Raw genomic sequence first — 25,812 nt, 5'->3', positions numbered from 1 at the left:
CCTTCGCCGGGATCACCATGCTGGTGCTGTTGAGCGTGAGCCCGCGCCTGCCGCTCGTGCCGTCCGGACCTCGTGGTCGGGACCGTGCCGTCGGGAGCCGGGTTCAGCCCGAGCCACCGGCCCACGGCCCGGCCTGGCCCGGTCACCTGATTCCGAGGTGGGCCAGGCTCACGGCGGTGGCGGCGGCGATGTCGGCGATCCGGTGGTAGTCCAGGGTCTCCGGGGTGTCGCCGGGCTGGTGGTAGTGCGGGTTACGGAAGTCGGCGGTGTCGGTGACCTGGATCGCGGGCACGCCGACGTCCCAGAACGGCTGGTGGTCGCTGCGGGCGAAGTGCTCGGTGGCCGGCACGTACCGGCGCAGCAGCGGGCCGGCGAGGCGGAGGTCGAGTGCGTCCCGGGCCAGCAGCGCCGTACCGGGACCGGCCAGGTGGGTCAGGCACTCGCCGAAGAGCCGGGCCAGCCGCCCCGCCGACTGCCGGTACGCCACAAGCGTCCAGTCGCCACGCCAGCCACGCTGCCGGATCCGGCGGCGCTGCCCGGGATAGAGCAGCCCGGCACCGGACGGCAGCACCTGGGAGCCGGGCAGCGCCGAGTAGAACCCGATGCACTCGAAGACCACCACGGCGGCGGGGCGACCGAGCGTACCCAGCTCGCCGGCCAGGGCCCGGGAGCCGTGCAGTCCGGTCTCCTCCTGGTCGAAGACGGCCAGCCGGACGGGTCGGGCCAGCCCGAACTCCGGCAGTATCCGGGCGAGTTCCAGCAGGCAGGCCACCCCGGAGGCGTTGTCGTCGGCGCCCGGACTGCCCGGCACGGTGTCCAGGTGCGCGCCGACCAGTACCGTCGGCCGGCGCGGGTCGACGGGATCCTCGGCCGGCGGATCGGCGAGCAGGTTGACCCCGGAGGCCGAGCCGCCCGGCCCGGTGAACTCCTGCCGGCGGACCCGCCAGCCGGCCCGCTCAAGCTCTCCGGCCACGTACGACTCGGCCCGGCTCATCTCCGGCGCCGCGTGGTAGCGACCGCGTGGCGCGTCCAACCGCTCCACGTGCCGGCGCAGCCGTCCCTCCTGGACACCGGCCCGGACCGTGGCCAACCGGGCGGCCACGGCGGGCGTCAGGGGACGCAGCCTTGGCTGGGCGGTGAGCACCATCCATGCCTCCGTGGGCGTCGTCGCCGGTACCGTCTCCTGCGATCATGGTTGCCCGCCGCAACCCGCCGTCGACCTGGGCAGCCGCAACCTGCCGTCGACCTCGACCTCGACCTCGACCTCGACCTCGACCTCGACCTCGACCTCGACCTCGACCTCGACCTCGACCTCGACCTCGGCATCGGCTGTCGGTCTCGGCGGAGCAGTCTGTCGTTCCGGTCCCTCGGCTCGTGCTCGGCGGTCCTTCCGGGCCAGTGGTGCCGACCGGGAGACGGCCGGTGTCGGTGGGCGCTGTTAGGTTTCGCACCGACGACGACCGGAGGGGGCTGACATGGGGACAGTGGCGCTGCGGCCGGTGCGGGACGCCGATCTCGACGCGCTGTTCGCGCAGTCGCGTGACCCGGACTCGGTCCGGATGGCGGCCTTCACCGTCGGTGACCCTGACGACCGGGCCGGCTTCGCCGCCCGGCTTGCCCGGCTGCGCACCTCAGCGGACGTGACGATCCGGGCCGTCACCTGGAACGGTGCGCTGGTCGGCAGCATCGGCAGCTTCGTCGTCGACGGCCAAACCGAGATCACCTACTGGGTCGACCGGGCGATGTGGGGGCGCGGTGTCGCCAGCGCGGCGCTGTCGCTCTTCCTCGGTCTGGTCACCGTCCGGCCACTGCGCGCCCGGGCCGCCAGCGACAACGCCGGCTCGCTGCGGGTGCTCCGCAAGGCCGGGTTCGAGGTCGTCGGGTTCGAGACCTCGTACGCACCGGGGCGACGGGCCGAGGTGGCGGAGACGATCCTCCGGTTGGACGGGTAGCCCGCGCTTCCCGGACAACTGGCAGGCGGTCAGGCGATCGGGCGGTCAGGCGGTCCCGGCAGGCGGGGTGATCCGGGCCCGGGAGCGGCTACGGTTGACCGGCCGGCGCCTGGGACCGAGACGGGGTGGACGGGGCCGAGCGCATCAACGAGACGTAGAGCACTGCGCCGATGATCGCGCCGATCACCCAGGCGAAGCCGCTGAGTTCGACCAGCCAGGGCACCCAGACCGCGGCCACCGAGAAGACGGCGGCGACCAGGAACGCCCAGATCGCCCGCAGGTTCCAGCCCCGCACGTAGTGGTAGCGGCCGACGGGATCCATGCTGTAGAGGTCCGGGACGTGCAGCCTCCGGCGCTGCACCAGGTAGTAGTCGGCGACCAGGATGCCGTAGAGCGGGGCGAGGACGGCACCGAGCGTGTCGACGAACTTCGGCAGGCCGATCTGGTCGATCACCGCGACCCAGAGGGCGCCGATCACGAACCCGAACGCGGCCGTCAGATACCCTCCGCGCCGGAAGCTGATCCGCTGCGGCGACAGGTTCGACAGGTCGTACGCGGGCGGGATGAAGTTTGCCACCAGGTTGATGCCGATCGTCGCGACCAGGAACGTCAGGGCGGCGACCACGGTCAGTACCGTGTTGTCGACCTGGCCGACGATGGCGGCCGGGTTGGTCTGCGGCTCGCCCTCTCCGCCCTGGTAGACGACGTACGCGCCGGCCGTGATGAACAGCGACAGGAAGGTGAAGAAGGCGAGGCTGACCGGAAGCCCGGTGAAGTTGCCGATCCTCATCCCGCGCTGGGTCCGAGAGAACCGGGAGAAGTCGCCGAAGTTGATGACGACGGCCGAGAAGTACGCGACGGTCGTGCCGACGACGCCGAGGAATGCCGTGACGGCACTCCAACCCTGCACCTCGTCGTTGCTGAAGATGTTGCCGACGGCGGGCAGCAGGTCGTCACCGGCCTGCACCCAGATGGCCACCAGCAGCAGCACCATGACGACGTAGACGGCGGGTCCGGCGACGTTGAGGAACTTCTCGATCCACGAGATACCCCGGACGAAGAGCACGATCTGAATCGCCGCCACGATCAGGTACGAGATCCAGTCGATGCCGGTCATGCCGAGCACCTCCGGGCCGCCCGGGGTGCCGAGGACCGCGTTCAACGCCAGCGCCACGGCCGTGGAGGCGAAGTAGGTCTGCGCGCCGTACCAGAAGATCGCGACGATGCCCCGGACCAGCGCGGGGAACATGGCACCGCGTACGCCCATGCCGCTGCGGGCCATCACCGCGTACGGGATGCCGTACCTGACGCTGGGTTCTCCGGTCAGGTTGACCAGATAGTTCACGAAGAGGCCGGCAAGGACGATCGCCGCGAAGACCCACCAGCCGTTGATCCCGGCGGTGATGAACAGGCTGGCCGCCAGGGTGTAGCCGGCGAGGCTCTGCACGTCGTTGGTCCAGACGTTGAAGATCTCGAACCAGCCCCAGCGGCGCCGGGCCGCCGGCAGCGGAGCCAGGTCGTCGTTGTGCAGGTCCGGATGCGGGTCCGGGCCGACGGCCAACGGATCGTGCGGTGCGGTGGCGCGGGCTTCGGTGGACACGGCTCCTCCTGACGCGACGACCTGTCGGGCGACACAGACCCCTGCGGAGCAGGTGGAACGCTATCGTCCGACGGCTCGGGTAGGAGTTTTACGAATGTAAATGATTGGTTTCGAGCCGGACCGGTCCGGCGGAACTTCTCCAGCCGCCCGACGGTGACCGATGAGGTTTCGCGGTGGTTGCCGTCTACACGGTTACGAGAAGCGACCACCGCGAGGAGATCGGCATGAACGACTTCACACCACAGACCGCCGAGGGCAAGGTCCTGTGGCACTTCACCATGTCCCTGGACGGGTTCGTGGCCGGGCCCGACCACGACATGAGCTGGATGATGACCGGGATCTCGGCGCAGCCCGGCCTGGTCGACGAGTACGTCGGCACGACGGGCGCGATACTCGGCGGCCGGCGCGGCTGGGACGCGTTCCCGGGCGCCGACAACATCTACGGCGGCGCGTTCACCGGGCCGGTCTTCGTGCTGACCCACCACCCGGAGGACGCCGAGCCGGCCGACCGTGTCACGTTCATCGACTGCGACCTGGCCGAGGCGGTACGGATCGCGCTGGCGGCGGCCGAAGGTAAGAACGTGGAGGTGCTGTCGCCGGACATCGGCCGCCAACTGCTGCACCGGGGACTGCTCGACGAGATCGACCTGCACATCGCGCCGGTGCTGTTGGGCCAGGGCATCCGGCTCTACGAGCACCTCGGCGGCAGCCCGATCTACCTGCACCGGATCGGCGCGGACGACCCGACGGCCGAGGTCAGCGTGCGGTACCGGCCGGCGGTGAAGTAGCCGTATGCCGGTCCGGTGGCGGCCGTCCGCGTCGTCACCGGACCCGGCAACGCGCCGGGTCGGCTCGGCCTACCAGGCGCCGGGTCGGTCCGACTGCGTAGCGACGTCGAGGAGTGCATCCGGAAGACCGGCCCCAGCAGACTTGGACCGGAACGACGAGGACGAACAGGCGTGACGGCTCGCGGGTCACCGCAGCGTGCCGGTGCGACGATCGGTCTCGGCGAGCAGCCGGAGGGCGAGGACCGTGATCCAGGTCCAGTCGACGGCGATCAACGCTCGTTGGATCAGGCCGGCCGAGGGGTGGTCGGTCTCCCACGCCGTACCGAAGATGACGAACAGAGCCAGGCCGGCGAGCCCGGTCAGCAGGTCGTACCCGACCCAGGCACGACCGGTCGGACGGCCGGCGGAGCGGCGGGCCAGCACGAAGCAGGCGACCGGCAGCGACCCGAACACCACGATGCCGAAGTTGTCGTGCAGTACGCCCGGCAGACTGGTGGCGATGCCGTCCAGCGGTGCACCGGGCGGATAGCCGTGGGCCGGGTCCATCACGAAGACGCCGGAGAGCAGCAGCCCGAGCCCGAACACGCCAACCGCCAGTGGCGCCCAGAGGTCGGCCCGGCCCGGACGCAGGGCGCGGCGCAGCCCGACGGCGAAGCCGAGCACCAGCAGGCCGGCCAGTACGAAATTGGTGATCTGGATCCAGCCGCGCGGGCCGAGGCTCAGTGCGCTCACCGGGTGGTACGTCGGGTCGTAGCCGGCCCGGGTGGCACCGTCGACCAGGAACACCAGGACGAACAGCGGCGGTCCGACGACCCCACACCAGAGCAGTACTCGGGTCAGCCGAGGCGGTGACATGTCTCCTCCAGAGCTGATGCGTCCGAGCCGGGCAGCGGATCGGCGGGTGCGTCGGGCAGCGGATCGGCGGGTGCCTCGGGCAGCGGATCGGCGGGTGCGTCGGGCAGCGGATCGGCGGGTGCGTCGCCGACCAGCGGGGTGAGCAGGCCGGGTACCACCTGCTCGGCGAAGCCGACCACGGTCCGGGCGGACACGTCCACCGCCGCGTACCGGCCGTGCCCGGCTGCCGTGGTCGCGACCAGGGTGGCCAGGCCGAGGCGTCGTTGCGGCAGCGACTGGCGCAGCCGCCAGCCGATCACCGCCGGCCGGGACAGCGCCACCGTGCTCCGGCTGACCAACCCGGACCGGACCACCAGGTGGTCGCCGACGATCCCGTGCCCGAGCGCCCGCCACGCCACCACCGCCGCACCCAGCGCCACCGGCAGCAGTCCCGCGCCTACCAGCCACACCCAGGCCGGCAGCGCCTGTCCGGCCCCGCCCGACCAGCCAAGCAGCGCCTGTCCGGCCCCGCCCGACCAGACAGGTAGCGCCTGCGCGGTCCCGCCCAGCCAGGCCAGCAGCCCGGTGACGGCGAGCGTGACCAGTACCGCCCAGCCGAGCCGGCGGCGCAGCGCGGCCGGCGGATGCCGGCGCAGCGGCACGGCGAACGGGTTCACCCCGGCGTCGAGGTCCAGCACCCGGGCGGCCACCCTCCGGGCCACACCCACCGGGCCGCGCGGCAGGATCGTGGTGGCGGGCGTCATGCTCCAGATCGTCAGCCCGGTGGAGATGACGTTGGTGTCCGCCATGCCCATCCAGCGCCAGAGCAGCGGCTCGGTGATCTCCACCCCGCGCAGCCGACCGACGTCCCGGTTCACCTCCCTGGTCCGGAACAGGCCCTGCGACGTACGCAGCACGGCGCCGGTCGGGGTGTCGACGCGGACCAGCCGGAAGGCCCAGTTCTCGGCGACGAAGGCGACCGCCATGCCCAGCACCCCGAGTGCGCCGACGCCGACGAACGCGATCACGCCGGTACGCCACGGACCGAGGGCCTGCCAGTCGAGCAGCCCGGAGACGAACCCGGCCGCGTCGAACCCGAACGACCGCGTCAGCCAGTAGCCGCCCCAGAGCAGACCGGCCGCCGTTACCAGCGCCCAGACGCTGAACACGTTGTAGCAGAGCCACGACCAGCGGATTCGGGCGAAGAGCTGCTCACCGGGCGACTCGTCGCCGGCATCCGCCCCAGCACCGACCGGCACCGCGTTCGGCGAGCCGGCCAGCAGCTCCCGGCGGAGTCCCTCGGCCACGGTCCGGGTGACCGCGTCGAGCTGCAACGCCTCGTACCCGGCGGCGCCGGGTTGGCCGACCCCGACGGTGAGCACCCGCAGCCCGGCGAGCCGGTGCCGCAGCCGCGCGGTCGTACTGACGGTGCGGATCCGCTCCCGCCGCAGCGTCCGGTACCGGCGGACCAGCAGGCCGGTGCGAAGCTCCACCAGCTCCTCGGTGAGCCGGTAGCGGGTCTTGACCCAGCGCAGCGTATCCCGGGCCGCGCCGAGAACTCCACCCACGGCCACCGCGAGCACCGGGAACAGGGTTGCGGCCCGCGGCTCGTCGGCGACGAGCAGTGCCAGACCGGCGGGTACGAGCGACAGCAGCGCGTAGAGCCCGTCGACCCAGACGATCCGACCGTCCAGCCGCCGCCACGGAATCTCGGGTGCCGGGCCCGAGCCACGGGCCGTCTCGGGTGCCGCGTCCGAGCCGCGGGCCGTCTCGGTTCCCGGGGTCACGTGCCGGGCCGTGTCGGGTGCCGGGGTCACGTCGCGTCCCCGGCGGTCTGTCGGACGATCTCGGTGAGCCGGCCGGCGGTCCGGGCGGCGAGGTCCGCGTCGAGCCCCACGAGTACGACCGGGCCGCTCGCCGAGGCCGTCGTCACGGTCACCGTGGCCAGTCCGAAGAGTTGTTCCAGCGGTCCCCGGACCGTGTCGACGGTCTGGATCCGGGAGATCGGAGCGGCCCGCCACTCCCGGACGAACCACCCCGACACGGCGTACACGGCATCCGGGGTGACCTCCCAACCGTGTACGGCATACCGCCAGGATGGCACCACGACGAGGTACGCGAGCCAGGTCGGTACCGCCACCAGCAGGATCGGCCCGAGCCAGCTCCGGGTGGCGGGCAACATGACGTACCCGACGGACAGGGCCGCGACAAGCGGCGCGACGCCGACGATCACCCGGGCGCTCCACCAGCCGATCGCCCGGCGATCGACCCGGTGCCGGAGCGGGCGCAGTCCCAGCGACCCCGCCGATCCCCCCGGGCCTGGCCCGGCCAGCACCTGCGGGCCTGGCCCGGCCAGCACCTGCGGGTCTGACCCGGCCAGCACCTGCGGGCCTGATCCGGCGGCCTTCACCGGCCGCGACGGTGCGGCGGCCGGGCCGCCGGTCGCCGCCGTCGGAATGATCGGACGGTCGAGGGCGATCGGGCCGTCTGCGGGGCCTCGGTGCTCCGAGTCCGGTTCCGGGGCGGTCGGCGGTCGACCGGTGTACGGCTGCTGCGGTCCCATCCCTGGACGTTGCGGCACGGAGCCGGCCGGGCGCCGCTGCCGACCGGCCATCGGTTCTGGTCGGCTGGCCAGCGCTGTTGGCCGGTCGACCAGCCCGGCGACGGGCCAACCGTTTGTAGTCTCGGCGCATGGAGCTGGCCCGACGCGTCCGGTGGCCCGGCCGAGGCCGCACCGCCGCGCCACCGGAGACCGCCGCCGTCGACGATCCGGACGGTGCACCCCGGCCCCGACCTCGACCCCGACGCACGTCCCGGGACTGGGTCGTGGACTCCCTGCTGTTCGGCCTGGCGGTGTTCTTCTGGGCGTGGACCTGGCGCAGCGCGCCGCTGTACTACGTCGACTCGATCCCCGGCTGGATGGTCACGATCGACCCCTGGGTCGGTGCGGTCGGCTGCCTGGCCCTGTGGTGGCGGCGGCGCTTTCCGATCCTCCTCGGCGTCGCGATGGTGACGGTGCTGATGCTGGCGGCGACCGGGCTCGGCGCGGCCCTGGTAGTGGTCCTCAACGTCGCGGTGCACCGCAACTGGCTGCCGGCGACCCTGGTCACCGCGCTGCACGTGGTGCCCTCGCTGTTGTTCGGCTACCAGAATCCACCGCCCGGCGTGACCCGGTGGGCGTATCTCACGCTGATCCTGCTGATGTACCTGGTGCCGCTCGGCTGGGGGATCGCGGTCCGGGCCCGACGGCAGCTCATCGCCAACCTGCGTCGCGAGGTCGACCGGGCACGCGAAGAGCATCGGCAACGGCTGGCCGGAGCGCGCCGGGCGGAGCGGGAGCGGATCGCCCGGGAGATGCACGACGTACTGGCGCACCGGATCTCACTGATCTCGGTGCATGCGGGCGCGTTGGCGTACCGGACCGCGCAGGCCGACGCCGGTGCCGGGGCGCCGTTGGGTGCGGCGGAGGTCGGCGGGGCGATCAAGGTGATCCGGGACAACGCCCGACAGGCGCTCGTCGAGCTGGGCGACGTGCTCGCCGTACTCCGGCCGGAGCGGGGGGACCGGAACGGCGTCGGGAACGGCGTCGAGCAGCGGAAGCGGGGGGACCGGCACGGCTTCGAACAGCCGGACCCGGAAGTCGGCACGGCCGATCAGGAAGTTGCTACGGCCGATCAGTGGGTGTCGGACCGGTCGGCGCCGCAGCCGAGGCTGGCCGACATCTTCCGGCTGGTCCAGGAGGCACAGGTGGCCGGTCAGCGGGTGGCGTTCGAGATGGTCTGTGCACCCGGTGCGGCCGAGTCGCTGCGGCCCGCGATGCAGCGTACGGTCTACCGGACCGTCCAGGAGGGGCTGACGAACGCCCGGAAACACGCCGGCCAGACCGAGGTGACGGTACGGGTGGAGATCGAGCCCGGCACCGGCATCGTCGCGACGATCACCAATCCGCTGCCGTCACCGCCGCTGCCGTCACCGCCGCTGTCGTCACCGCCGCTGTCGGCGCCGTCGGCGCTGTCTGCGCCGGGTGCCGGCGGACGGCCGACGGAGTCCAGTGCGCAGGTGGCCGTCGACCTGCCCGGGGCGGGCGCCGGGCTGACCGGGCTCGCCGAGCGGCTGGCCCTGGACGGCGGCACCATCGAGCACGGCGTGGTCGGCGGGACGTTCCGACTACGCACCCGGCTACCCTGGCCGGCATGACTCCGGCCGACGCGAGACTTCGGGTGACGCATGAGTCCGGGTGGCAGGTGACCTTCGGACGACGCATGAGCCCGGGTGGCACATCACTTCGGATGGCACATGACTTCGGGTGACGCATGACGTCGGGCGAGGCGGCGGGCCGGCAGCCGGCCGCCACGGGTGCCGGGCCGGCCATCCGGGTACTCCTGGTCGACGACGACGCGCTGGTCCGGACCGGCCTGCGGCTGATGCTCGGCGGGGCACCCGACATCGAGGTCGTCGGCGAGGCGGCGGACGGTGCCGACGTCGCCGACGCGGTGACCCGGCTGCGTCCGGACGTGGTGCTGATGGACGTCCGGATGCCCTTGCTGGACGGGATCGCGGCGACCCGGGCGATCACCGCCCGCTCCGGGCAGCGTCCGGAGGTCATCGTGCTGACCACCTTCGACGCCGACGCGACGATCCTCGACGCGCTCCGCAACGGTGCGGCGGGGTTCCTGGTCAAGCACACCCCGCCGGAGCAGATCGTCGACGCCGTCCGCCGGGCGGCCGCCGGTGAGCCGGTGCTCTCCCCGACGGTCGCCCGTACCCTGATCGACCACGTCGCGGGCGTCGCGCCGGACCGCCGCCCCGGCCAGCGTGACCCGGACCAGCGCCGGCAACGGGCCCGGGATCGGTTCGGGTTGCTCTCCGAGCGGGAACGGGCGGTCGCCGTCGCGGTGGCGGAGGGCCTGTCGAACGGCGAGATCGCCGACCGGCTGTTCCTCTCGGTCGGCACCGTCAAGGCGTACGTCTCCAGCGCGCTGGCCAAGCTCGACCTGGACAACCGGATCCAGCTCGCGCTGCTCGCCCACGACGCACGCGACGAATAACCCCGCCCCGCGCCGTCGCGCGCCCCGCGTCGTCCCGCCCGCGCCGTCCCGCCCCTGGCGTCGTCCCGGCAGTCGGTCGATCCTGGTGACAGTTGAACCTGTCGATCCGTCCGTGCGTGTCTTCCGCCGGAGCAGTGCCGCCCGGCACTGGCACACTGTCCTGCGCACAGGAGTACGGATGGAGATCACCTCATGATCCGACGACGTAGTGTCCTGACCGGCGTCGCCGCGCTCGGCGTCGCCGCCGCGGTCGGCACCGCGGAGAGGGCGAGCGCGCACGCCCCCGGCGTACGTTCCCGGAAGTGGTTCCCGGACACCGTCGACCTGCCCGACGGCTGGATGCCGGAGGGGATCGCGATCGGCGCGCTGCCGTTCGCGTACTTCGGCTCCCGCTACGACGGGGCGATCTACCGGGTCGACCTGGTCACCGGCGAGGGCCGGGTGCTCGGCGGGAGACCGGGTCCCGACCTGCCGTCGATCGGGTTGAAGCTGGACGGCCGGGGTCGGCTGTTCGTCGCCGGCGGCGGGTCCGGCCTCGGCCGGATCGTCGACGCCCGGAACGGCCAGGTGCTGGCGAACCTGTACTTCACCGTCGACTCGACCTTCGTCAACGACGTGGTGCTGACCCGGCACTCGGCGTACTTCACCGACTCGTCGAACCCGGTGCTGTACGTCGTACCGACCGGACCGGGTGCCGGTGCCGACGACGTACGCGGGCTGCCGCTGACCGGGGACATCAGCTACGCCGCCGGCATCAACGCCAACGGCATCTGCCGGACGCCGGACGGCCGGGCGCTGCTGGTGGTGCAGTCCAACACCGGCCTGCTGTTCCGGGTGGACCCCCGGTCAGGGGTGACCCGGCAGGTGGACCTCGGCGGGGAGCTGCTCACCAACGGCGACGGGCTGCTGCTGGAGGGCCGGACGCTCTACGCGGTGCTCAACCGGCTCAACACGGTGGCCGTACTGCGACTCTCCCGGGACGGCCGCTCGGGCCGGATCGTCGAGCGGCTGACCGACCCCCGGTTCGACGTCCCGACCACTGTCGCCTCGTACGGCAACCGGCTCTACCTGCCGAACGCGCGGTTCAGCACCCCGCCGACGCCGGAGACCCCGTACACCGCCGTGGCGATCAGCAAGCCGTAGCGGCCGGCCGTACCGGAATGTCGGTGCGCTGCCGGCGTGCCTCCCGCCCGCCGGCAGCGTTCGGCCGCCGGCTCTCGGTCGGCGGCCCGGTACGGGCGAGGTCGGTTTCGAGTCGCGCCGGTCTCGTCGTCGGGCATCCCGTCTGGTCGTCGGGCATCCGGAAAATTGGACTGTGCGACGGGTGTCCGGCCGGTACACTCGGACCAGCCCAGCGCGATCTTGGCCCTTTCGGGGTCGGCGCGTCATCGGAACGAGTGAGGGGAGACGGCCGTGCGCTACCGCACCGCTGTGGTCATTCCCCAGTCGCTGCACCGGGTGATCCTGACGTCTTTCTGATCTCTGGTGCCGGCTCGCGCGGCCGCACCGGAGATCCGTGACGAATCCCTGAGCCATCTCCCCCGACCCCGGCGACGCTGCCAGGTCCTGCGCCCGGCCATGCCGACCCCGTCGGCCACACCGAGCTCGTTGCCGCCAGCTTCGTCGGCCGTGCCGGCCACGTCCGTCGTGTCGGCCACGTCCGTCGTGTCGGCCACGTCCGTCGGGTCGGCCACGTCCGTCGGGTCGGCCACGTCCGTCGGTTTGCGGCGTCGGGCTTCGGGAGTGCTCGCCTGCGCGCTTCCCGCGTGGGCTCGTCCGGAAATCGCGCCCGTCCTTTTCCGACAGGTCAGCACAGAGAGGCCATGGGCCGTGCGTGCTTTTCCCAACCCCCTGACCCGGCTGCGGAACCTGGGCATCCTCGCCCACGTCGACGCCGGCAAGACCACCACCACCGAACGGATCCTCTACGCCACCGGCGCCACCTACAAGCGCGGCGAGGTGCACGACGGGACCACCGTCACCGACTTCGACGCCCAGGAGCGCCGCCGTGGCATCACCATCTTCGCCGCCGCGGTGAGCTGCGAGTGGGCCGGTCACCGGATCAACCTGATCGACACCCCGGGACACGTCGACTTCGCCGACGAGGTGGAGCGGTCACTGCGGGTACTCGACGGCGCGGTCGCGGTCTTCGACGGCGTCGCCGGGGTCGAGCCGCAGAGCGAGTCGGTGTGGCGGCAGGCCGACCGGCACGGCGTACCGCGGATCGCCTTCGTCAACAAACTCGACCGGTCCGGCGCCGACCTGGACACGGCGGTCCGGTCGATCCGGGACAGGCTCCGGGTCACCCCGCTGGTGGTGCAGTTGCCGATCGGCCGTGAGGAGGGCTTCACCGGTGTCGTCGACCTGGTCGAGATGCGCTCGCTGACCTGGCCCGACGGTGCGCAGGCCCCGGTCCTCGGCCCGGTGCCGGAGGAGTTGCGCCGGGAGGCCGAACACCGCCGCCGGGTACTGGTCGAGGCGGTCGCCGAGCGGCATCCGGCCGCCCTGGAGGAGTACTGCGAGCGGTCGACGCTGGCCGCCGGGACACTCCGCGACGCGCTGCGGGAGCTGACCCGTACCGGGGACGGTGTGGTGGTGCTCTGCGGCTCGGCGTACCGGAACCGGGGGATCGAACCGCTCCTCGACGCGGTTGTCGACTACCTGCCGTCGCCACTGGACGTCCCGGCGGTGTGCGGCGACACCCCCGGCGGCGAGCGGCGGGAGCGGTCCGCCGACCCGGCTGCGCCGTTCACCGGCCTGGTTTTCAAGGTCAACTCGACCGGCACCGGTCGACTGAGCTACCTGCGGGTCTACGCGGGGACCATCGGGAAGGGAGGCGTGGTGCTGGACGCCGGAGCCGGACGTACCGAACGGATCAGCCGGATTCTCCGGGTGCAGGCCGACCGGCACACCGAGGTGGACCGGGCGGCAGCCGGCGACATCGTCGCGGTGGTCGGGCTGAAGTCGGCGCGGGTGGGTGCCACCCTCTGCGCCCCGGAGGCACCGCTGCTGCTCGAACCGCCGAGCGCCGCCGACCCGGTGGTCTCGGTCGCCGTCGAGGCGCGCCGGAGCACCGACACCGGACGGCTGGCCGCGGCCCTTGCCCGGCTGGTCGAGGAGGATCCCTCGCTGGCGCTGCGGACCGATCCGGAGACCGGACAGACCGTGCTCTCCGGCATGGGGGAGCTGCACCTGGAGGTGGCGGTGGAGAAGGTCCGCCAGGACGGCGGGTTGGAGGTCACCGTGGGCCGGCCTCGGGTGGCGTACCGGGAGACCGTGCTGCGTGGCGTCTCCGGCCTGGTGTACCGGCACGTCAAGCAGGACGGCGGCGCGGGTCAGTGGGCACACGTCGTCCTCGACGTGGCGCCGCTGGACGCTCCGCCGACCGGCGACGGCGAGGTACCGCACGGCGGCGCGCCCGACTTCGAGTTCGCCTCGACGGTCGTCGGCGGCCGGGTGCCGAAGGAGTACGTCCGGGCGGTCGAGGCCGGCTGCCGGGACGCGCTCGCCGACGGGCCGCTCGGCGGCCATCCGGTGATCGGGCTCCGGGTCGTCCTGACCGACGGTGCCACGCACGTGAAGGACTCCTCGGAGCTGGCCTTCCGCACGGCGGGTCGGCTCGGGCTGCGGGCCGCGCTGGCCGCCAGCGAGCTGGTCCTGCTGGAACCCGTGGTCGAGGTGACGGTGACCGTGCCGGACGACACCGTCGGGGCGGTGCTCGGCGACCTGGCGGCCCGGCGTGGCCGGGTCGTCGGCTCGACCACCCGGGCCGGCACCGTGGTGGTCACCGCGACCGTGCCGCTGGCCGAACTCTTCGGCTACGCGACCCGGCTGCGCAGCCGGAGCCAGGGCCGGGGGACGTTCAGCACCCGGGCCACCGGCTACCAGCCGGTGCCGGCCGCGGTCGCCGAAGCGGTGCCGCGACGCTGACCTGACTGCTTGTCGGCGGGGCGAGGCGGGGCGGGTGGGGAGAACCGGGCAACAGCTCCCCGCCCGTCACCGGGCGGTCCGGACTCCCGGGCGCGGTCACCCACCCGTCGCCGGCGGCAGGTCGGTCGGGCCGGCCAGTGGGGGCACGTCGGTCGGTCCGGCTGCCTGCGGTGCGTCGGTCAGTCCGGCTGCCGGTGGCAGGTCGGTCGGGCCGGCCAGTGGGGGCACGTTGGTCAGTCCGTTTGCCAGCGGCGCGTTGGTCAGTCCGGCTGCCAGCGGCGCGTTGGTCAGTCCGGCTGCCAGCGGCACGTCGGTCGGGCCGCTGAGTGGTGGCATGCTGGTCAGTCCGGTTGCCCGTGGCAGGTTGGTCTGACCGGGGAGCGGCGACACATGGTCGAACCCGGCGGCGGGTGGTGGTACGGCGGCAGGGGACACCACCGGCGGTACGGCGGTCTGGTCGGTGACGGCCATGGTCAGCCGTACCAGGACCCCGTCGGCACCGCTGCGCACCTCGATGGCGTCGGCGAGTTCCTGCGCCAGCCAGAGTCCCATTCCGCCGCTGGCGGACGGCCGGGGGCGGCTGCGCGGAATGTCGGGCAGCGAATCGGCAAAGCCGTTTCCGTGATCCCGGATCTCACAGATCAGGTGCTGCCGTCGCCAGAACCGCAGCTCGCCCCGTCCGCCGCCGTGCCGGACGGCGTTGGTCATCGCCTCGTTGACCGCGGTCACGAAGTCGTCCAGCCGTTCCCCGACCAGGCCGGCCGCCAGGAGGCACGCGGTCAACGCCCGGCGTACCTCGGCGACCTGCTCCGCGTCGAAATCAGCCTGGAGCAGCAGAGGACCATGCTGTGTCTCCGTCCGTTGATCGTGCAACGGACCGTCAGTCATGGCGCCTCCAAGGTCACCGGACCCGTCAGGTTACAGCGCGGACCGTACCCACCGGTGGCCAGGTCAATCAAAGTCGGCGAGGTCAGAGCTCGTCAACGGGCGCTCGGCCGTCGCCCGGGGCCAGTCCAGTTCCGCGACGGTCACTGAACGCTTATCGCACAGTACAGAGCGTAGGCAACCTGTCGACCGCTGACGTCACCGTGCGAACTGACGAACCGGTCCGCCCGCAGATTGTGCACCCGCCCCGGCTGGAACTGGTAACCGCCGCCCACCTCCAGCAGGTCGACGCCGGGCTGGACCGCCTCGGGAGTCTTCAGCGCCCCGTTGCGGCCGATTCCGCCGTACGGGTCGTTCGCGTCGCCGAGGCCGGCGCCGGCCTGCCGGGCGAGCCGGGACGCCGCCGCGTACGCCAGGCCGACCGCCCGGTCGTTGACGGTGTGCGTCACCAGCATCGGCCCGGCCAGTTGCCGACCGCTCAGCAGCGAGCGGAAGTGCCCGTTCTCGCCCCGGCCGTTGAAGTTCTCGGCGAACGCGTGGTGGCTGAACGCACCCTGTAGCAGCGTGTACGAGTGCAGTCGTGGGTGCCGTACCGCCGCCGCGGCCAGGGCCCGGGCACCGAACGAGTGTCCGGCCAGGTGCAGTCGTACGCCCGACGGCGATGCCCCGGCCAGTTGTGGCAGCAGCGTGGCGACACCGCCGGAGCCGACCGTCCCGGCCCGGTCCTTCATCGTGTAGTAGGTGGTGACGTTCAACACCCCGCGCGCCTTGGCCAGCATGCTGTCCAGGTCGAAGCCGAATCCGGCCGCCCCACCGGTCGCCGCGCCGACCGGTGGCCCGAGCACGCCGTCGGCCGCGCCGCCGGCCCGCTCCGGCAGCCCGAAGTCGACCTCGGGGCCGCCGACCGCCTGGAACACCGTCTCCGCGTCGCCGTGCAGCAGCGCCGACGGCGGGGCGTCCTCGTCCACCTCCCGAGCCTCCGCGGCCCGAGCCTCGGCAGCCGGCGTGCCGCCACCGTCCGGCGTGCCGATACCGTCCGGCGTGCCGATACCGGCTGCCGTGCCGGCACTCGCCGGGGTGCCGGGGAGCTGCTGGCGCAGGAGGTCGAGGAAGCGCTGCCGCGCCTCGGCCGAACCGGTCAGCTCCGGCACCAGCCCGGTGAGCAGCGCAGCCCGGCCCGGGTCCTCGACCTGGGCGGCGATCGCCCCGACCAGCGCCGTGGCCTCGTCGGCGACCGCGACCCCGCCGCCGGCCACCTCGTCCTCGTCCGACCAGCGGATCGACGGCCAGAGCACGCCGACCACGGCCAGCGTCCGGGACGCCGCCCCGGGCACCGCCGGGCGGACCGCCGCCATGTTGTCGGTGAGCCGTTGGTAGAGGCGGCGGGCGGCCGGGATGTCGTTGTTCCAGCCGTGACAGAGCACGAGTACGTCGGTGGCGCCCGAGGAGGCGACCAGCTCCACCGCCGCCCGGCGCTGTGCGTCGTCGTGGATCTCGCCGGTGGAGCGGATCTCCACCTCCGCGTACGGGAACCGCATCTGGCACCTTCTCCCGGGTCGACGGGTCAGACCGACTGGAGGGCCCGCATCGCGTCCACGAGCCCGCGGCCCTGGAACGACGGGTCCCGACCGAGGTCGGTGGCGGAGTCCAGCAGTGCCCGCTTGACCCGGTGCGGGCGGCCGATGAACTCCTGGTGCACCGACATGAACGCCGCCGCCACCCCGGAGACGTGTGGCGCCGCCATCGAGGTGCCGGAGTTCTCCACGTAGGTCGCGCCGGGCACGCTGGTCAGTGCCTGGTCCAGCAGCCGGCCGGTACCGGCGCTGATCACCCGCTCGCCGGGTGCCACCAGGTCCGGCTTGGCCCGGCCGTCCCCGGTCGGACCCTTGGAGGAGAAGTAGGAGACGCCGGAGGCGTGCGGCCGGCAGGAGGTGGCGCCGACCGTGATGGCGAGTTCGGCGTTGCCCGGATCGTTGATGGTCAGGTCGAACGCCGTCCGCATCCGCCGGCCACCGGCGTCGATGACGTAGCCGTAGCCGGTGTTGCCGGCCGCCGCGACCACCACCACGCCGGACTGCACCAGCCGGTTGACCTCCCGGCAGACCGGACTGAGCCCGGTGGCGAACCAGGTCGGGTCGAACGGATAGCCGACCGACAGGTTCACCCCGTGCACAAGGAGTTCGCGGCCGTAGTCGTTGAGTTCCTGGATGTACTCCAGCGCGGCGAGTACCGCCGCCATGTCGCCGGAGCCGTCGTCCCGGAGGATCTTGCAGGAGAGCAGCCGGCAGCGCGGCGCCATCCCGCTGATCGCCCGCAGCCGCAACCGCTCGGTACGCAGGTCGCCCGCCTCCGGCTGGTAGAACGTGGCGGCGGTCAGCGGGTTCTCGTCCTCGCCGACGATCTGCTCGCCGGCCAGGATCCCGGCGACGTGCGTACCGTGCCCGGCCCGGTCCTTCGTCGCGTCCGCGTCGCTGTCGCCGACGAAGCTGCGGTGCGCCAGTGGCGGGGTCAGGGCCAGGTTGCCGTGCCGCTGGAAGTGCGCGTGCTCCTCGTCGATCCCGGAGTCGAGCACCGCCCAGACGATGTCCTGGCCGTACGCGTTGAAGGCCCGATGCGCCGCCTGGCACTTGGTGGTCACCACCGAGCGGTGGATCAGCGGCTGTACCTCGAAGTTGGGCCAGATCCGGTGGATCGCCGAGCGTGGGGCCGGCCCGGCCGTGACGGTCGACGGCGACTCCTCGGCGGCCGGGGCGGAGCGGGGCGCCTGCTCGGCCAGTCCGGCCGCCAGTTCCGCCTGCTCGTGGGCGACCTCCTCGGCCTCCTCGGCGTCGGCGGCCACCAGGGCGCGGATCTGGGCGGCGGTGAGAGCGCTGCTGACGTACGAGCCGATCGGCCAGACCGGGGTGCCGGCGTCGGCGACCTGCCGGATCAGGTCGGTCACCCGGGACTGTGCCCGGCGCACCCCGCCCAGGTAGCGGGTTCGCAGCTCGATCACCACGCCGATCGGCTCGTCCCCGGAGGAGCGCATCCGTTCCTGTAGCGGCCGGGCGATCACCGAGTCGGTGACCAGGCTCGGCGAGGTAGGCACCGGGTCCAACCGGCTGGTCCGGTCGTCGCCGTCGTCGGTGGCCCGCTCGGCCGAGCCGAACTCGGCCGGCAGCGGCTCCGCCGGGCGGCCAGGGTCGGCGCTGTCGGAGTCCATCGGTTCCTCCCGTGACTTCCGGACCATCGTTTCGCTCCGGGCAGCCGGAGCAAAAGGGGCAGACGTGGATCTGACAGTCGTCGTCGACCGTGCCGCGGACGGGTCGGCTGCGACCGCTCGGGAAGCCGGGTAATCATACGGCCACGGTCGGCTCCGGCGCGGCCCCGAATCCGGCGGAGGTGCCGGCCCCGAATCCGGCGGAGGTACCGGCCCCGGTGGCGAGACGTTTCCGGCTATCGGGTGCCGGTCGCGAAGGGGGCACGGGCCAGCGGTACCCGGACCGGTTGGCGTCCGTCGAACCGGAAGCGCAGCAGCTCGGCCGCCGCCACGACGGTCTCGCCCAGCTCGACGTCGCGGCGGGCGGCGACCCAGTCGACCAGGGCGGCCGGGTCGTGCACCGGCCCGGTGAAGTGGACCAGGGTGGCGTACCAGATGTCCCGGGTGAAGGCCGCCTCGAACCAGGCGTCGTCACCGAGTTCGGCGGCGAGCCGCGCCGCGAAGCCGTCGGCCGCCGAGTCGACCGGGTGCCCGCAGGCCATCACGCCGGACGGGGTGAGCGTCAGGCCGCGCAGTGTGAGGCGCACCGGTGGGCCGGCGGCGGCCGCCCGGCGCAGCGCCGCCGCCGCCCGGACGACCAGCGGATCGCCCGCCGGCACGCTGCTCCGGTGCGCCTCGAGGGCCCGTACCGTGAGGTGCACCGCCGCCGGTGAGCCGGTCGGCCAGTGCCCGGGGCCGGCCACCGCGAGCGCCTCGGCGGTCACCGCCGCCAGCCGGACGGTGCTCTCCGGATCCGGCGGCAGCACGACCGACAGCCCCCACCGGCCGCCGTCGACCGGGGGCGAGTCCCGGTGGTGGGTACCGGCCAGCACCGCCGCGCTGCCCCGGGCGAAGAGCCGGTCGAAGGCGGCGCCGTAGCCGGTGGCCGCCCCGGCGGCGCCGCACCGCGGGTCAGCCGTCCGCGAACGGTGGTCAGCCATCCCCGAACAGCCGGCGGAGCAGTTCGGCCTGCCGGGGGAACTGGAAGCCGGCCCCGCCCTCGTGCCCGTTGTACGGCCACACGATGATGTCCTTGTCCGGCCCCGCGTAGTGGTTGAAGGCGGCGTAGACCGTCGACGGCGGGCAGACCGCGTCCATCAGGGCGACGGAGAAGAGTGCCGGTGCGCTCGCCCGGCTGGCGAAGTTGACCCCGTCGAAGTAGCCGAGGGTGCGGAACGCCCGCTCGACGTCGTTGCGGTGCGTCCGCAGGTACGTGACAAGCTCCTGGTACGGCGTTGCGTCGGTGATCTCGGTGGCCCGCCGGTAGTGGCAGAGGAACGGCACGTTCGGCAGTACCGCCGCGAGCCCGTCGACGAGGCCGGCCACGGCGATGCTGATCCCGCCGCCCTGGCTGGTGCCGGCCACCACCACCCGGTCCAGGTCGACCCGGGGGTGCTCCCGGGCGGTCTCCACCGCCCGCACGGCGTCGGCGAAGACCCGGCGGTAGTAGTAGGTGTCCGGCTCGGTGATGCCCCGGGTCATGAAGCCGGGGGTCTGCGGCAGGCCGGACGGGTCCGGGTCCGGTGTGTCGCCGACCAGGTAGCCGTTGCTGCCCTGGCCCCGGGTGTCCATCACCAGGTGGGCGTAGCCGGCGGCGCTCCAGGTCAGCCACTCGTGTGGCAGCCCGCGCCCGCCGCCGTACCCGATGTACTCCACGACGCAGGGGAGCCGGCCGGTGCTGTGCCGGGGGAGCAGGAACCATCCGCGTACGGGCTGTCCGGCGAAGCCGGAGAAGGTGACGTCGAAGACTTCCACGGTGGACAAGCCGGCGTCGTACGGCTCGAACTTTGCCGGGCTGGCCGCGTTCCGTGCCTGGTCGAGGGTGTCTGCCCAGAAGTTGTCGAAGTCGCCTGGTTCGTCCCGTTCGGGTCGGTAGTCGCGCAGCCGGTCCAGTGGCCAGTCGACAAGCATGGCCCGTCTCCCTTCGTCGTCGCGGGCCGTCGGTGCAGCCCGGCGGGGCCCGGCCGCGAGCCGGGGCGTCCCGAAGCCGGAGGGTAGCGTCCGGGCCGGCGCCGGTTCCCTGCGGAGTGCCGGGATCGATGATTGCCCCGGTATCGATGGGCCGTTAGGTTGAGGGTCCGGTGGGGACAGCGCGCGCCGTGGCTCCACCGTCTGCGCGGCGGCGGGAGGCGTGGCTTGTCCGATCTGTGGCACGTGTTGGGTGACATCGACCGGCTGATGGAGGCCGTCCAGCGTGAGGCGGACGCGGCCCGGGACCGGCAGCGGCCGGGCCGGGAAGCCTCCGGCAGTGCCCTCGACGGCCGGGTCCGGGTGCGGCTGGCCGCCGACGGGCAGGTGGCGGAGATCCGGCTGGACGACGAGGTGACCGGCCTCCGCCCGGCCGAGCTGGCCGAGGGGCTCACCAGGGCGTTCAACCAGGCATGGCGGGCGGCCCGCGACCACGACGACGCGCTGCTCGCGGCCGGCGCGGTGGATCCGGCGGTACTTGCCGAACAACTGCGCGAGGTGCGCGAGCAGAGCATGCGGAGCATGCGGGCGATCACCGATTCGCTCACCGACGCGATGGCCCGGATCGAACGGCGGGCCGGGTGAGCACCACCGAGGTCTCCCCGGACGGGCTGCGGAACTCCGCCGGGCGGCTCGTCGAGGTGGTCGAGCGGACCGACGCCCTGCTGGGGACCTTCCAACGGCGGCTGGACTCCGTCGGCGCACCGTGGGGGAACGACGAGCTGGGTGCGGCGATCGCCGACGTCTACCAGTCCGCGCACGCCATGGTGATGAACTGCTACAGCTCCAACCTCGACACGATCGACGACTACGCCGAGCGACTGGACGCCGCGGCGTTCCTCTTCGAGGAGGCCGACGCGGAGAGCAGGGCGCAGGCGAGCGCCCTGCTGGACAGCCAGGGGTGGACAGGACCGTAGGGGGCCCGTGGTGGGGATCGAGTTGCCGCCCAGCCTGGTGGAACTGCTGTCCACCATCGGCTTCCGGTGGCCGGAGAGCGACGAGACGAAGTTGCTGGAGCTGGGGCGGGCCTGGACCGGCCTGTCCGGCCAGCTCGACGCGCAGGTCGCCGCCGCCAACGGTGCGGCGGCCGAGGTCTGGACGGCGGGCCGGGGTGAGCTGGCCGACGTGTTCCGGACCAGCTGGACCCGGGACGCCGCCCCGGCGCAGCGGCTGGCCGGCGGGGCGTCCGGCGCGGACATCGTCGGCGCCGGCCTGCTGACCTGCGCCGCCATCGTGCTGGCACTGAAGATCAACATCATCGCCCAGGCCACCCTGACCGTGCTGGCGATAGCGGCGGCGATCGCCACCGGCGGACTGGCCGCCGCCGGCGCGGCGGCGCTGCGCGAGGCGTGCCGCCGCGCCCTGGACTGGCTGCTCAACGAGGCGATCATGAAAATCGTCAATGGCTAGACGCCCGGGGCGGCGCCGGCTGGCCGGTGCCGCCGCCAAGGGTGTCATGCGGTCGCTGCGGGCGGTCGTCAAGGACGGCGAACCGCTGCCACCGGTCAGTCGGAGCGTGCGGGCCAAGCTGCGCCGGGATCCCTACCGCCGGCCGAAGACCTTCCGCCGGGGCCTGCGGGACAGGGTGTGGCAGGCGAACAAGGGCCCGGACGGCAAGGTCCGGGACCCGCTCACCGGCAGGGTCATCCGCCGGTTCGGGCGGTGGGACATGGGGCACAAGCCGGGGTACGAGTTCCGCAAGCACCAGGCCAGTGCGCGTCGCCGGCGGATCAGCCGCAAGCAGTTCCTCGACGAGCACAACAACCCGGACCACTACCGGCCGGAGCTACCATCGTCGAACCGGGGGCACGCGGGCGAGGACCGTACCGACGACTACCTGGGGCCGTGAACATGCCGAACGTGAGCAACGAGAACAGGGTGATCGCGAAGACCGTCGCGGCGGTCTTCGGCGGCAGCCCCCGGGTCGTCGAATACCTCGACGGCGACGGGACCGGCAAGGTGGCGGTCCTGCACTCCACCGACCACCCCTGGCCGGACGTCACGGCGTACTGCACCATCGGGCTGTCGGAGCTGGTCGTGCCCCGGGAGGTCGACCCGCCGCTCGGCGTCGAACTGCTCGCCGTCGCGAACTCGGCGCTGCACCCCCGGTTCGCCGAGGCGCTGAGCACCGCCGCGTTCTTCTGGATCAACGACGGCTGGGAACCGGAGCCCGGCGCCTGCTTCCGGGAGGTGCTGCGGATGCACCTGCCGGACACCCGGTTCCCGCACTTCTTCCTCACCGACCCCTACCTCTGGGAGCGGGAGTTCAGCTCGACGGTGGTCGGCGGCAGGACGGTGGCCTGGCTGCTCGCCGTACCGGTGAGCGAGTCCGAGGCAGACTACGCCGAGGAGAACGGCCCGGACGCCCTCGAGGAGCTGTTCGAGCGGCACGAGATCGACATGACCGACCTCGACCGGGCCCCGGTGGTCTGAACCGCCGGTCCCGCACCCACCGGTCCCGCACAAACCGGTCCCGCTCCGGCGGGAGTCGGCGACTCAGTCGGCGAGGGGCAGCTCGATGGTGTGCGCGGTGTGGTTGGCCTTCGTCTTCAGGTAGCGGGCGTTGGCGGCGGAGAGGTGCACCCCGGTGGGGATCCGCTCGGCGACCCGTACGCCGAGACGTTCGAGTTGTTCCGCCTTGTCGGGATTGTTGCTCAGCAGCGCGATCCGGTCGGCGCCGAGGGTACGCAGCATCTGCGCCGCCACGGTGTAGTCCCGCTCGTCCTCGCCGTGCCCGAGCGCCACGTTGGCCTCGTAGGTGTCCAGCCCGACGTCCTGCAACGCGTACGCGTCGAGCTTCGCGTACAGCCCGATGCCCCGACCCTCCTGGCGCAGGTAGAGCAGGAATCCGCCATGCTCGCTGATCCGCTCGACCGCCTCCCGCAGCTGCGGGCCGCAGTCGCACCGCTGGCTGCCGAAGACGTCACCGGTCATGCACTCGCTGTGCGGGCGTACCAACGGCATCGGGGTGCCCTCGACGGTCCGGTCGATCCGGTCCCGCCAGTCTCCCAGGCCGAGAGCGAGGTGCTCGCGGCCGTCCACCAGGCCGTCGAAGGTGAACACGCTCGCGGTCGCGGTGTAGCCGTCGCCGAAGCGGAGCGGGACGGTCACCTGCCGGCGCACGGTGGCCGGGGGGACCGGCCCGAGCGCGGTGAGCGTTTCGGCAGCCTCGGCGGAGGTTACCTGGGGCGGTGTGTGCGGCATCAGTTCTCCCTCTTGGGGTCGGGGTGCGTGCGCCCTGACGATCTAGGGTGCCTCAGAGCCCTGACGATCTGGCGTGCCTCTCGGTCGGGGGTCCGCCCGCCGACGCATTCGAAGACCGTGCAGGCTGGTACCCGGTGCGCGGTCATCCGATGCGGGCCACCCGGCGGCTAGCGGGGCCGGGTCGGCGGGGACGGGCGCCGACGGTGCGGAAGACTGGGCCACCGCGCGGGCTGTTCATCGACGGAGAGGTGCAACCAGTGGGCGACCGGCCGTACGTACTGCTCAGTTGCGGCATGTCAATCGACGGTTACCTGGACAACGCCACGGGAAACCGGCTGCTGCTGTCCAACGACGCCGATTTCGATCGAGTGGATGCCGTACGGGCGGAATGCGACGCGATCCTGGTCGGCGCCGGTACGGTCCGGCAGGACAATCCGCGACTGCTGGTCCGGTCGCCGCAGCGCCGGGCGGCGCGGGTCGCCCGAGGGCTGCGACCGACACCGGTCAAGGTGACGGTGACCGGCCGGGCCGACCTGGACCCGACCGCGCACTTCTTCTGCACCGGCGACATCGACAAACTCGTCTACTGCGCGAGCACCCGCCTGGACGAGGCGCGGACGCGGCTCGGCGAGGTGGCGACAGTGGTCGACGGCGGCGACCCCGTCGACCTCGAACTGGTGCTCACCGACCTGCACGCCCGCGGGGTGGCCCGGCTGATGGTCGAGGGGGGCGGGACGATACATACCCAGTTCCTCACCGCCGGGCTCGCCGACGAGTTGCAGTTGGTGGTCGCGCCGTTCTTCGTCGGCGACTCCCGGGCGCCCCGGTTCGTCGGCGACGGTCGCTTCCCGTGGGGACCCGACCGCCGGGCGGAGCTGGCCGAGGTCTGCCAGATCGGCGACGTGGTGCTGCTGCGCTACGCGCTCTCCGAGCGCTTCGCCGGGACCTGACCAGGGCACACGGGCCCGTCCGATCCGACCGACTCGACCGGACCGACCGGCTCGAGCGGTTTGAGCGGCCGAACCCACCGGGCCGGCGGTGGACGAGCGGCGCGCTCCGGCGTACCGGGATGCACCGTTGCGACGGGCCGGACCGGCGTACCGCGGTGCACCGTCCCGACGGGCCGGACCGGTGGCGGACGGGCGGCAGGGTCGGCCGCCGGTCACGCGACCGCCCGGGACAGCCGGAGCCGGAGCAGCGCACGGTTGCCGACCGAGCCGAACCGGGTGGCCCAGCGGGCGAGCAGCACGGCGGCACCGGGCAGGCTGGCGACGAAGGCGAGCACCCCGTACACCACGGCGACGGTGAAACCGAGCGAGGCGCCCAGCCCGGCGGCGCCGAACGCCCAGGCGGTGACACCCTCCCGAGGCCCCCAGCCGCCGACGTTGAGTGGCAGCGCCATCGCGATCAGGGCCAGCAGCATCAGCGGTACCAGGTCGGTCAGCGGCGCCGACGAGCCGGCGGCCCGGGCCGCGACGACGAACGTGCCCAGATGTCCGGCCAGCACGACGACGGACGAGAGCACGATCCCCGGCCAACAGTTCCGGCCGAGCAGCCCGAGCCGTACGTCGGAGATGCTCCTCCGCCAGGCCCGGCCGAGGCGCGAGCCCGATGCCGGGACGAGGTGCGGGCCCGATGCCGGGACGAGGTGCGGGCCCGATGTCGGGACGAGGTGCGGGCCCGATGTCGGGACGAGGTGCGGGCCCGGCGGCGGGAGCGCCTCCGGGCGGGACGCTCGGCCGGGGCGGCGCGCGCGCAGCAGGAGCCAGCCGGCCAGGCCGAGCAACCCGGCCACCCCCACGGCCACGGCGACCAGCCGCCCGGTCGCACCGAGGCCGGACCCGGTCGCCAGCGGCACCGGACAGGAGACCGCCAGCACCAGCACGCCGACCGCGAACAGCACGATCTGCCCGGCGAAACGTTCCAGGACCACCGCCCGGACGCCCCGGCCCATGTCCTCGGTCTCCCGGCCGTGCCGGACCGCCCGGTCCACGTCCCCGAGTACGCCGCCCGGCAGGGCCGCGTTGAGGAAGAGCCCCCGGTAGTAGTCGGCGACCGCCCGGCGCAGCGGCAACCGGATGCCGAGCCCCCGGGCGACCAGGCACCAGCGCCAGGCGCTGAACACGGTGGTCAGCAGCCCGATCCCGAGCGCGGCGAGCAGGGTGCCGGCGTCGATGACCCGCAGCCCGTCCAGGAACGCCCCGGTGCCGAGCCGCCACAGCAGGAAACCGAGGATGGCGGCGCCGCCGAGCACCCTGGCCCAGGCCCAGAACGTACGCCTCACGACGCCACCCGGTCCGCCGGAACGTTCCGCAGTGCCGGCCTCGACCCGTACATCCGCGCCCCTCCTTCGATCGGTTCTCGC

At 73.0% G+C, this 25,812-nt stretch carries 23 protein-coding genes and 1 pseudogene; 12 read left to right on the top strand and 12 right to left on the bottom strand.

Annotated features, from left to right (window positions below; all coding sequences use genetic code 11):
- Nucleotides 1–142 precede the first annotated feature (142 nt).
- Nucleotides 143–1,147: a M20/M25/M40 family metallo-hydrolase gene (locus tag ACN28A_RS05800; protein ID WP_421393134.1), complete on the bottom strand. Its 1,005-nt coding sequence runs from the start codon at nucleotides 1,145–1,147 to the stop codon at nucleotides 143–145.
- A gap of 328 nt (nucleotides 1,148–1,475) precedes the next feature.
- Between ACN28A_RS05800 and ACN28A_RS05795 the strand changes: the two genes are divergently transcribed.
- The gene (locus tag ACN28A_RS05795) at nucleotides 1,476–1,952 is read left to right on the top strand and encodes a GNAT family N-acetyltransferase (RefSeq protein ID WP_421393132.1); all 477 of its coding nucleotides are present in this window, start codon (nucleotides 1,476–1,478) and stop codon (nucleotides 1,950–1,952) included.
- An 88-nt stretch (nucleotides 1,953–2,040) separates the two neighbouring features.
- On the opposite strand, the gene ACN28A_RS05790 is transcribed toward ACN28A_RS05795, so the two are convergent.
- Nucleotides 2,041–3,552 (bottom strand): NCS1 family nucleobase:cation symporter-1, encoded by a 1,512-nt coding sequence (locus ACN28A_RS05790; RefSeq protein WP_421393129.1) that lies wholly within the window; start codon nucleotides 3,550–3,552, stop codon nucleotides 2,041–2,043.
- A gap of 224 nt (nucleotides 3,553–3,776) precedes the next feature.
- On the opposite strand from ACN28A_RS05790, the gene ACN28A_RS05785 reads away from it, so the two are divergent.
- Nucleotides 3,777–4,340, top strand: a complete 564-nt coding sequence (locus tag ACN28A_RS05785; protein WP_421393127.1) for a dihydrofolate reductase family protein — start codon at nucleotides 3,777–3,779, stop codon at nucleotides 4,338–4,340.
- A gap of 186 nt (nucleotides 4,341–4,526) precedes the next feature.
- Here the strand turns inward: ACN28A_RS05785 and ACN28A_RS05780 are convergent, their stop codons facing one another.
- From ACN28A_RS05780 to ACN28A_RS05770, 3 genes are read right to left on the bottom strand one after another with little or no spacing between them, the layout of a single operon-like run.
- Entirely contained in the window at nucleotides 4,527–5,195 is a 669-nt protein-coding gene (locus ACN28A_RS05780) for a DUF998 domain-containing protein (RefSeq protein WP_421393124.1), read from the bottom strand.
- On the bottom strand, nucleotides 5,177–6,991 hold the full coding sequence (locus tag ACN28A_RS05775; RefSeq protein WP_421393121.1) for a PH domain-containing protein: 1,815 nt from the start codon (nucleotides 6,989–6,991) through the stop codon (nucleotides 5,177–5,179). Before ACN28A_RS05775 ends, ACN28A_RS05780 begins: the two co-directional genes overlap by 19 nt.
- Nucleotides 6,988–7,737, bottom strand: coding sequence for a PH domain-containing protein (locus tag ACN28A_RS05770; RefSeq protein WP_421393118.1), 750 nt, complete (start codon nucleotides 7,735–7,737; stop codon nucleotides 6,988–6,990). Before ACN28A_RS05770 ends, ACN28A_RS05775 begins: the two co-directional genes overlap by 4 nt.
- 128 nt (nucleotides 7,738–7,865) lie before the next feature.
- Between ACN28A_RS05770 and ACN28A_RS05765 the strand changes: the two genes are divergently transcribed.
- The 4 genes from ACN28A_RS05765 (at nucleotide 7,866) to fusA (ending at nucleotide 14,152) form a co-directional block, all read left to right on the top strand.
- Nucleotides 7,866–9,371 (top strand): sensor histidine kinase, encoded by a 1,506-nt coding sequence (locus tag ACN28A_RS05765; protein WP_421393116.1) that lies wholly within the window; start codon nucleotides 7,866–7,868, stop codon nucleotides 9,369–9,371.
- 116 nt (nucleotides 9,372–9,487) lie between these two features.
- Complete coding sequence (locus ACN28A_RS05760) at nucleotides 9,488–10,222, top strand: response regulator (protein ID WP_421393115.1); 735 nt, start codon at nucleotides 9,488–9,490, stop codon at nucleotides 10,220–10,222.
- Between the two features lie 192 nt (nucleotides 10,223–10,414).
- Nucleotides 10,415–11,365, top strand: coding sequence for an SMP-30/gluconolactonase/LRE family protein (locus tag ACN28A_RS05755; protein WP_421393114.1), 951 nt, complete (start codon nucleotides 10,415–10,417; stop codon nucleotides 11,363–11,365).
- A 687-nt stretch (nucleotides 11,366–12,052) separates the two neighbouring features.
- Entirely contained in the window at nucleotides 12,053–14,152 is a 2,100-nt protein-coding gene (gene fusA, locus ACN28A_RS05750) for an elongation factor G (RefSeq protein ID WP_421393113.1), read from the top strand.
- Nucleotides 14,153–14,623: 471 nt separating this feature from the next.
- Here the strand turns inward: fusA and ACN28A_RS05745 are convergent.
- From ACN28A_RS05745 to ACN28A_RS05725, 5 genes and pseudogenes are all read right to left on the bottom strand, one after another.
- Nucleotides 14,624–15,040 (bottom strand): annotated as a pseudogene (locus tag ACN28A_RS05745) (ATP-binding protein); the annotation flags it as partial.
- A 140-nt stretch (nucleotides 15,041–15,180) separates the two neighbouring features.
- The gene (locus ACN28A_RS05740) at nucleotides 15,181–16,575 is read right to left on the bottom strand and encodes a hypothetical protein (RefSeq protein ID WP_421393112.1); all 1,395 of its coding nucleotides are present in this window, start codon (nucleotides 16,573–16,575) and stop codon (nucleotides 15,181–15,183) included.
- Between the two features lie 26 nt (nucleotides 16,576–16,601).
- Nucleotides 16,602–18,239: a S8 family peptidase gene (locus ACN28A_RS05735; protein ID WP_421393109.1), complete on the bottom strand. Its 1,638-nt coding sequence runs from the start codon at nucleotides 18,237–18,239 to the stop codon at nucleotides 16,602–16,604.
- Nucleotides 18,240–18,472: 233 nt separating this feature from the next.
- Nucleotides 18,473–19,216, bottom strand: coding sequence for a hypothetical protein (locus ACN28A_RS05730; RefSeq protein ID WP_421393106.1), 744 nt, complete (start codon nucleotides 19,214–19,216; stop codon nucleotides 18,473–18,475).
- Nucleotides 19,209–20,186 carry an acetylxylan esterase gene (locus ACN28A_RS05725; RefSeq protein WP_421393104.1) on the bottom strand — a complete coding sequence of 326 codons (978 nt, stop codon included), beginning with the start codon at nucleotides 20,184–20,186 and terminating at the stop codon, nucleotides 19,209–19,211. The genes ACN28A_RS05730 and ACN28A_RS05725 overlap by 8 nt, the downstream gene beginning before the upstream one ends.
- A gap of 225 nt (nucleotides 20,187–20,411) precedes the next feature.
- On the opposite strand from ACN28A_RS05725, the gene ACN28A_RS05720 reads away from it, so the two are divergent.
- Genes ACN28A_RS05720 through ACN28A_RS05700 form a run of 5 tightly spaced genes read left to right on the top strand, consistent with a single transcriptional unit; the run spans nucleotide 20,412 to nucleotide 22,676 of the window.
- Nucleotides 20,412–20,828: a YbaB/EbfC family nucleoid-associated protein gene (locus ACN28A_RS05720; protein ID WP_421393102.1), complete on the top strand. Its 417-nt coding sequence runs from the start codon at nucleotides 20,412–20,414 to the stop codon at nucleotides 20,826–20,828.
- A complete protein-coding gene (locus ACN28A_RS05715; RefSeq protein WP_421393099.1) occupies nucleotides 20,825–21,160 on the top strand; it encodes a WXG100 family type VII secretion target in 336 nt (111 codons plus the stop codon). Before ACN28A_RS05720 ends, ACN28A_RS05715 begins: the two co-directional genes overlap by 4 nt.
- 10 nt (nucleotides 21,161–21,170) lie before the next feature.
- A complete protein-coding gene (locus tag ACN28A_RS05710; protein WP_421393096.1) occupies nucleotides 21,171–21,653 on the top strand; it encodes a hypothetical protein in 483 nt (160 codons plus the stop codon).
- Complete coding sequence (locus ACN28A_RS05705) at nucleotides 21,646–22,092, top strand: HNH/ENDO VII family nuclease (RefSeq protein WP_421393095.1); 447 nt, start codon at nucleotides 21,646–21,648, stop codon at nucleotides 22,090–22,092. The genes ACN28A_RS05710 and ACN28A_RS05705 overlap by 8 nt, the downstream gene beginning before the upstream one ends.
- 11 nt (nucleotides 22,093–22,103) lie before the next feature.
- Entirely contained in the window at nucleotides 22,104–22,676 is a 573-nt protein-coding gene (locus ACN28A_RS05700) for a suppressor of fused domain protein (protein WP_421393092.1), read from the top strand.
- A gap of 63 nt (nucleotides 22,677–22,739) precedes the next feature.
- On the opposite strand, the gene ACN28A_RS05695 is transcribed toward ACN28A_RS05700, so the two are convergent.
- Nucleotides 22,740–23,447 carry a GTP cyclohydrolase II gene (locus ACN28A_RS05695; RefSeq protein ID WP_421393090.1) on the bottom strand — a complete coding sequence of 236 codons (708 nt, stop codon included), beginning with the start codon at nucleotides 23,445–23,447 and terminating at the stop codon, nucleotides 22,740–22,742.
- A gap of 257 nt (nucleotides 23,448–23,704) precedes the next feature.
- On the opposite strand from ACN28A_RS05695, the gene ACN28A_RS05690 reads away from it, so the two are divergent.
- Nucleotides 23,705–24,397 carry a RibD family protein gene (locus ACN28A_RS05690; RefSeq protein ID WP_421393088.1) on the top strand — a complete coding sequence of 231 codons (693 nt, stop codon included), beginning with the start codon at nucleotides 23,705–23,707 and terminating at the stop codon, nucleotides 24,395–24,397.
- Nucleotides 24,398–24,609: 212 nt separating this feature from the next.
- On the opposite strand, the gene ACN28A_RS05685 is transcribed toward ACN28A_RS05690, so the two are convergent.
- Nucleotides 24,610–25,731, bottom strand: coding sequence for a lysylphosphatidylglycerol synthase transmembrane domain-containing protein (locus tag ACN28A_RS05685; protein ID WP_421393086.1), 1,122 nt, complete (start codon nucleotides 25,729–25,731; stop codon nucleotides 24,610–24,612).
- Nucleotides 25,732–25,812: the final 81 nt, after the last annotated feature.

It is taken from the genome of Plantactinospora sp. WMMB782 (assembly GCF_049179135.1).
GTDB lineage: Bacteria > Actinomycetota > Actinomycetes > Mycobacteriales > Micromonosporaceae > Plantactinospora.
This window is presented reverse-complemented; position numbering and strand designations above follow the sequence as displayed.

What these genes read in the sequence shown, in the direction of transcription:
- ACN28A_RS05800 (WP_421393134.1), bottom strand. Translation starts at nt 1,147, where the DNA reads ATGGTGCTCACCGCCCAGCCAAGGCTGCGTCCCCTGACGCCCGCCGTG.
- ACN28A_RS05795 (WP_421393132.1), top strand. Translation starts at nt 1,476, where the DNA reads ATGGGGACAGTGGCGCTGCGGCCGGTGCGGGACGCCGATCTCGACGCG.
- ACN28A_RS05785 (WP_421393127.1), top strand. Translation starts at nt 3,777, where the DNA reads ATGAACGACTTCACACCACAGACCGCCGAGGGCAAGGTCCTGTGGCAC.
- ACN28A_RS05780 (WP_421393124.1), bottom strand. Translation starts at nt 5,195, where the DNA reads ATGTCACCGCCTCGGCTGACCCGAGTACTGCTCTGGTGTGGGGTCGTC.
- ACN28A_RS05770 (WP_421393118.1), bottom strand. Translation starts at nt 7,737, where the DNA reads ATGGGACCGCAGCAGCCGTACACCGGTCGACCGCCGACCGCCCCGGAA.
- ACN28A_RS05765 (WP_421393116.1), top strand. Translation starts at nt 7,866, where the DNA reads ATGGAGCTGGCCCGACGCGTCCGGTGGCCCGGCCGAGGCCGCACCGCC.
- ACN28A_RS05760 (WP_421393115.1), top strand. Translation starts at nt 9,488, where the DNA reads ATGACGTCGGGCGAGGCGGCGGGCCGGCAGCCGGCCGCCACGGGTGCC.
- ACN28A_RS05755 (WP_421393114.1), top strand. Translation starts at nt 10,415, where the DNA reads ATGATCCGACGACGTAGTGTCCTGACCGGCGTCGCCGCGCTCGGCGTC.
- ACN28A_RS05740 (WP_421393112.1), bottom strand. Translation starts at nt 16,575, where the DNA reads ATGCGGTTCCCGTACGCGGAGGTGGAGATCCGCTCCACCGGCGAGATC.
- ACN28A_RS05735 (WP_421393109.1), bottom strand. Translation starts at nt 18,239, where the DNA reads ATGGACTCCGACAGCGCCGACCCTGGCCGCCCGGCGGAGCCGCTGCCG.
- ACN28A_RS05730 (WP_421393106.1), bottom strand. Translation starts at nt 19,216, where the DNA reads ATGGCTGACCACCGTTCGCGGACGGCTGACCCGCGGTGCGGCGCCGCC.
- ACN28A_RS05725 (WP_421393104.1), bottom strand. Translation starts at nt 20,186, where the DNA reads ATGCTTGTCGACTGGCCACTGGACCGGCTGCGCGACTACCGACCCGAA.
- ACN28A_RS05705 (WP_421393095.1), top strand. Translation starts at nt 21,646, where the DNA reads ATGGCTAGACGCCCGGGGCGGCGCCGGCTGGCCGGTGCCGCCGCCAAG.
- ACN28A_RS05695 (WP_421393090.1), bottom strand. Translation starts at nt 23,447, where the DNA reads ATGCCGCACACACCGCCCCAGGTAACCTCCGCCGAGGCTGCCGAAACG.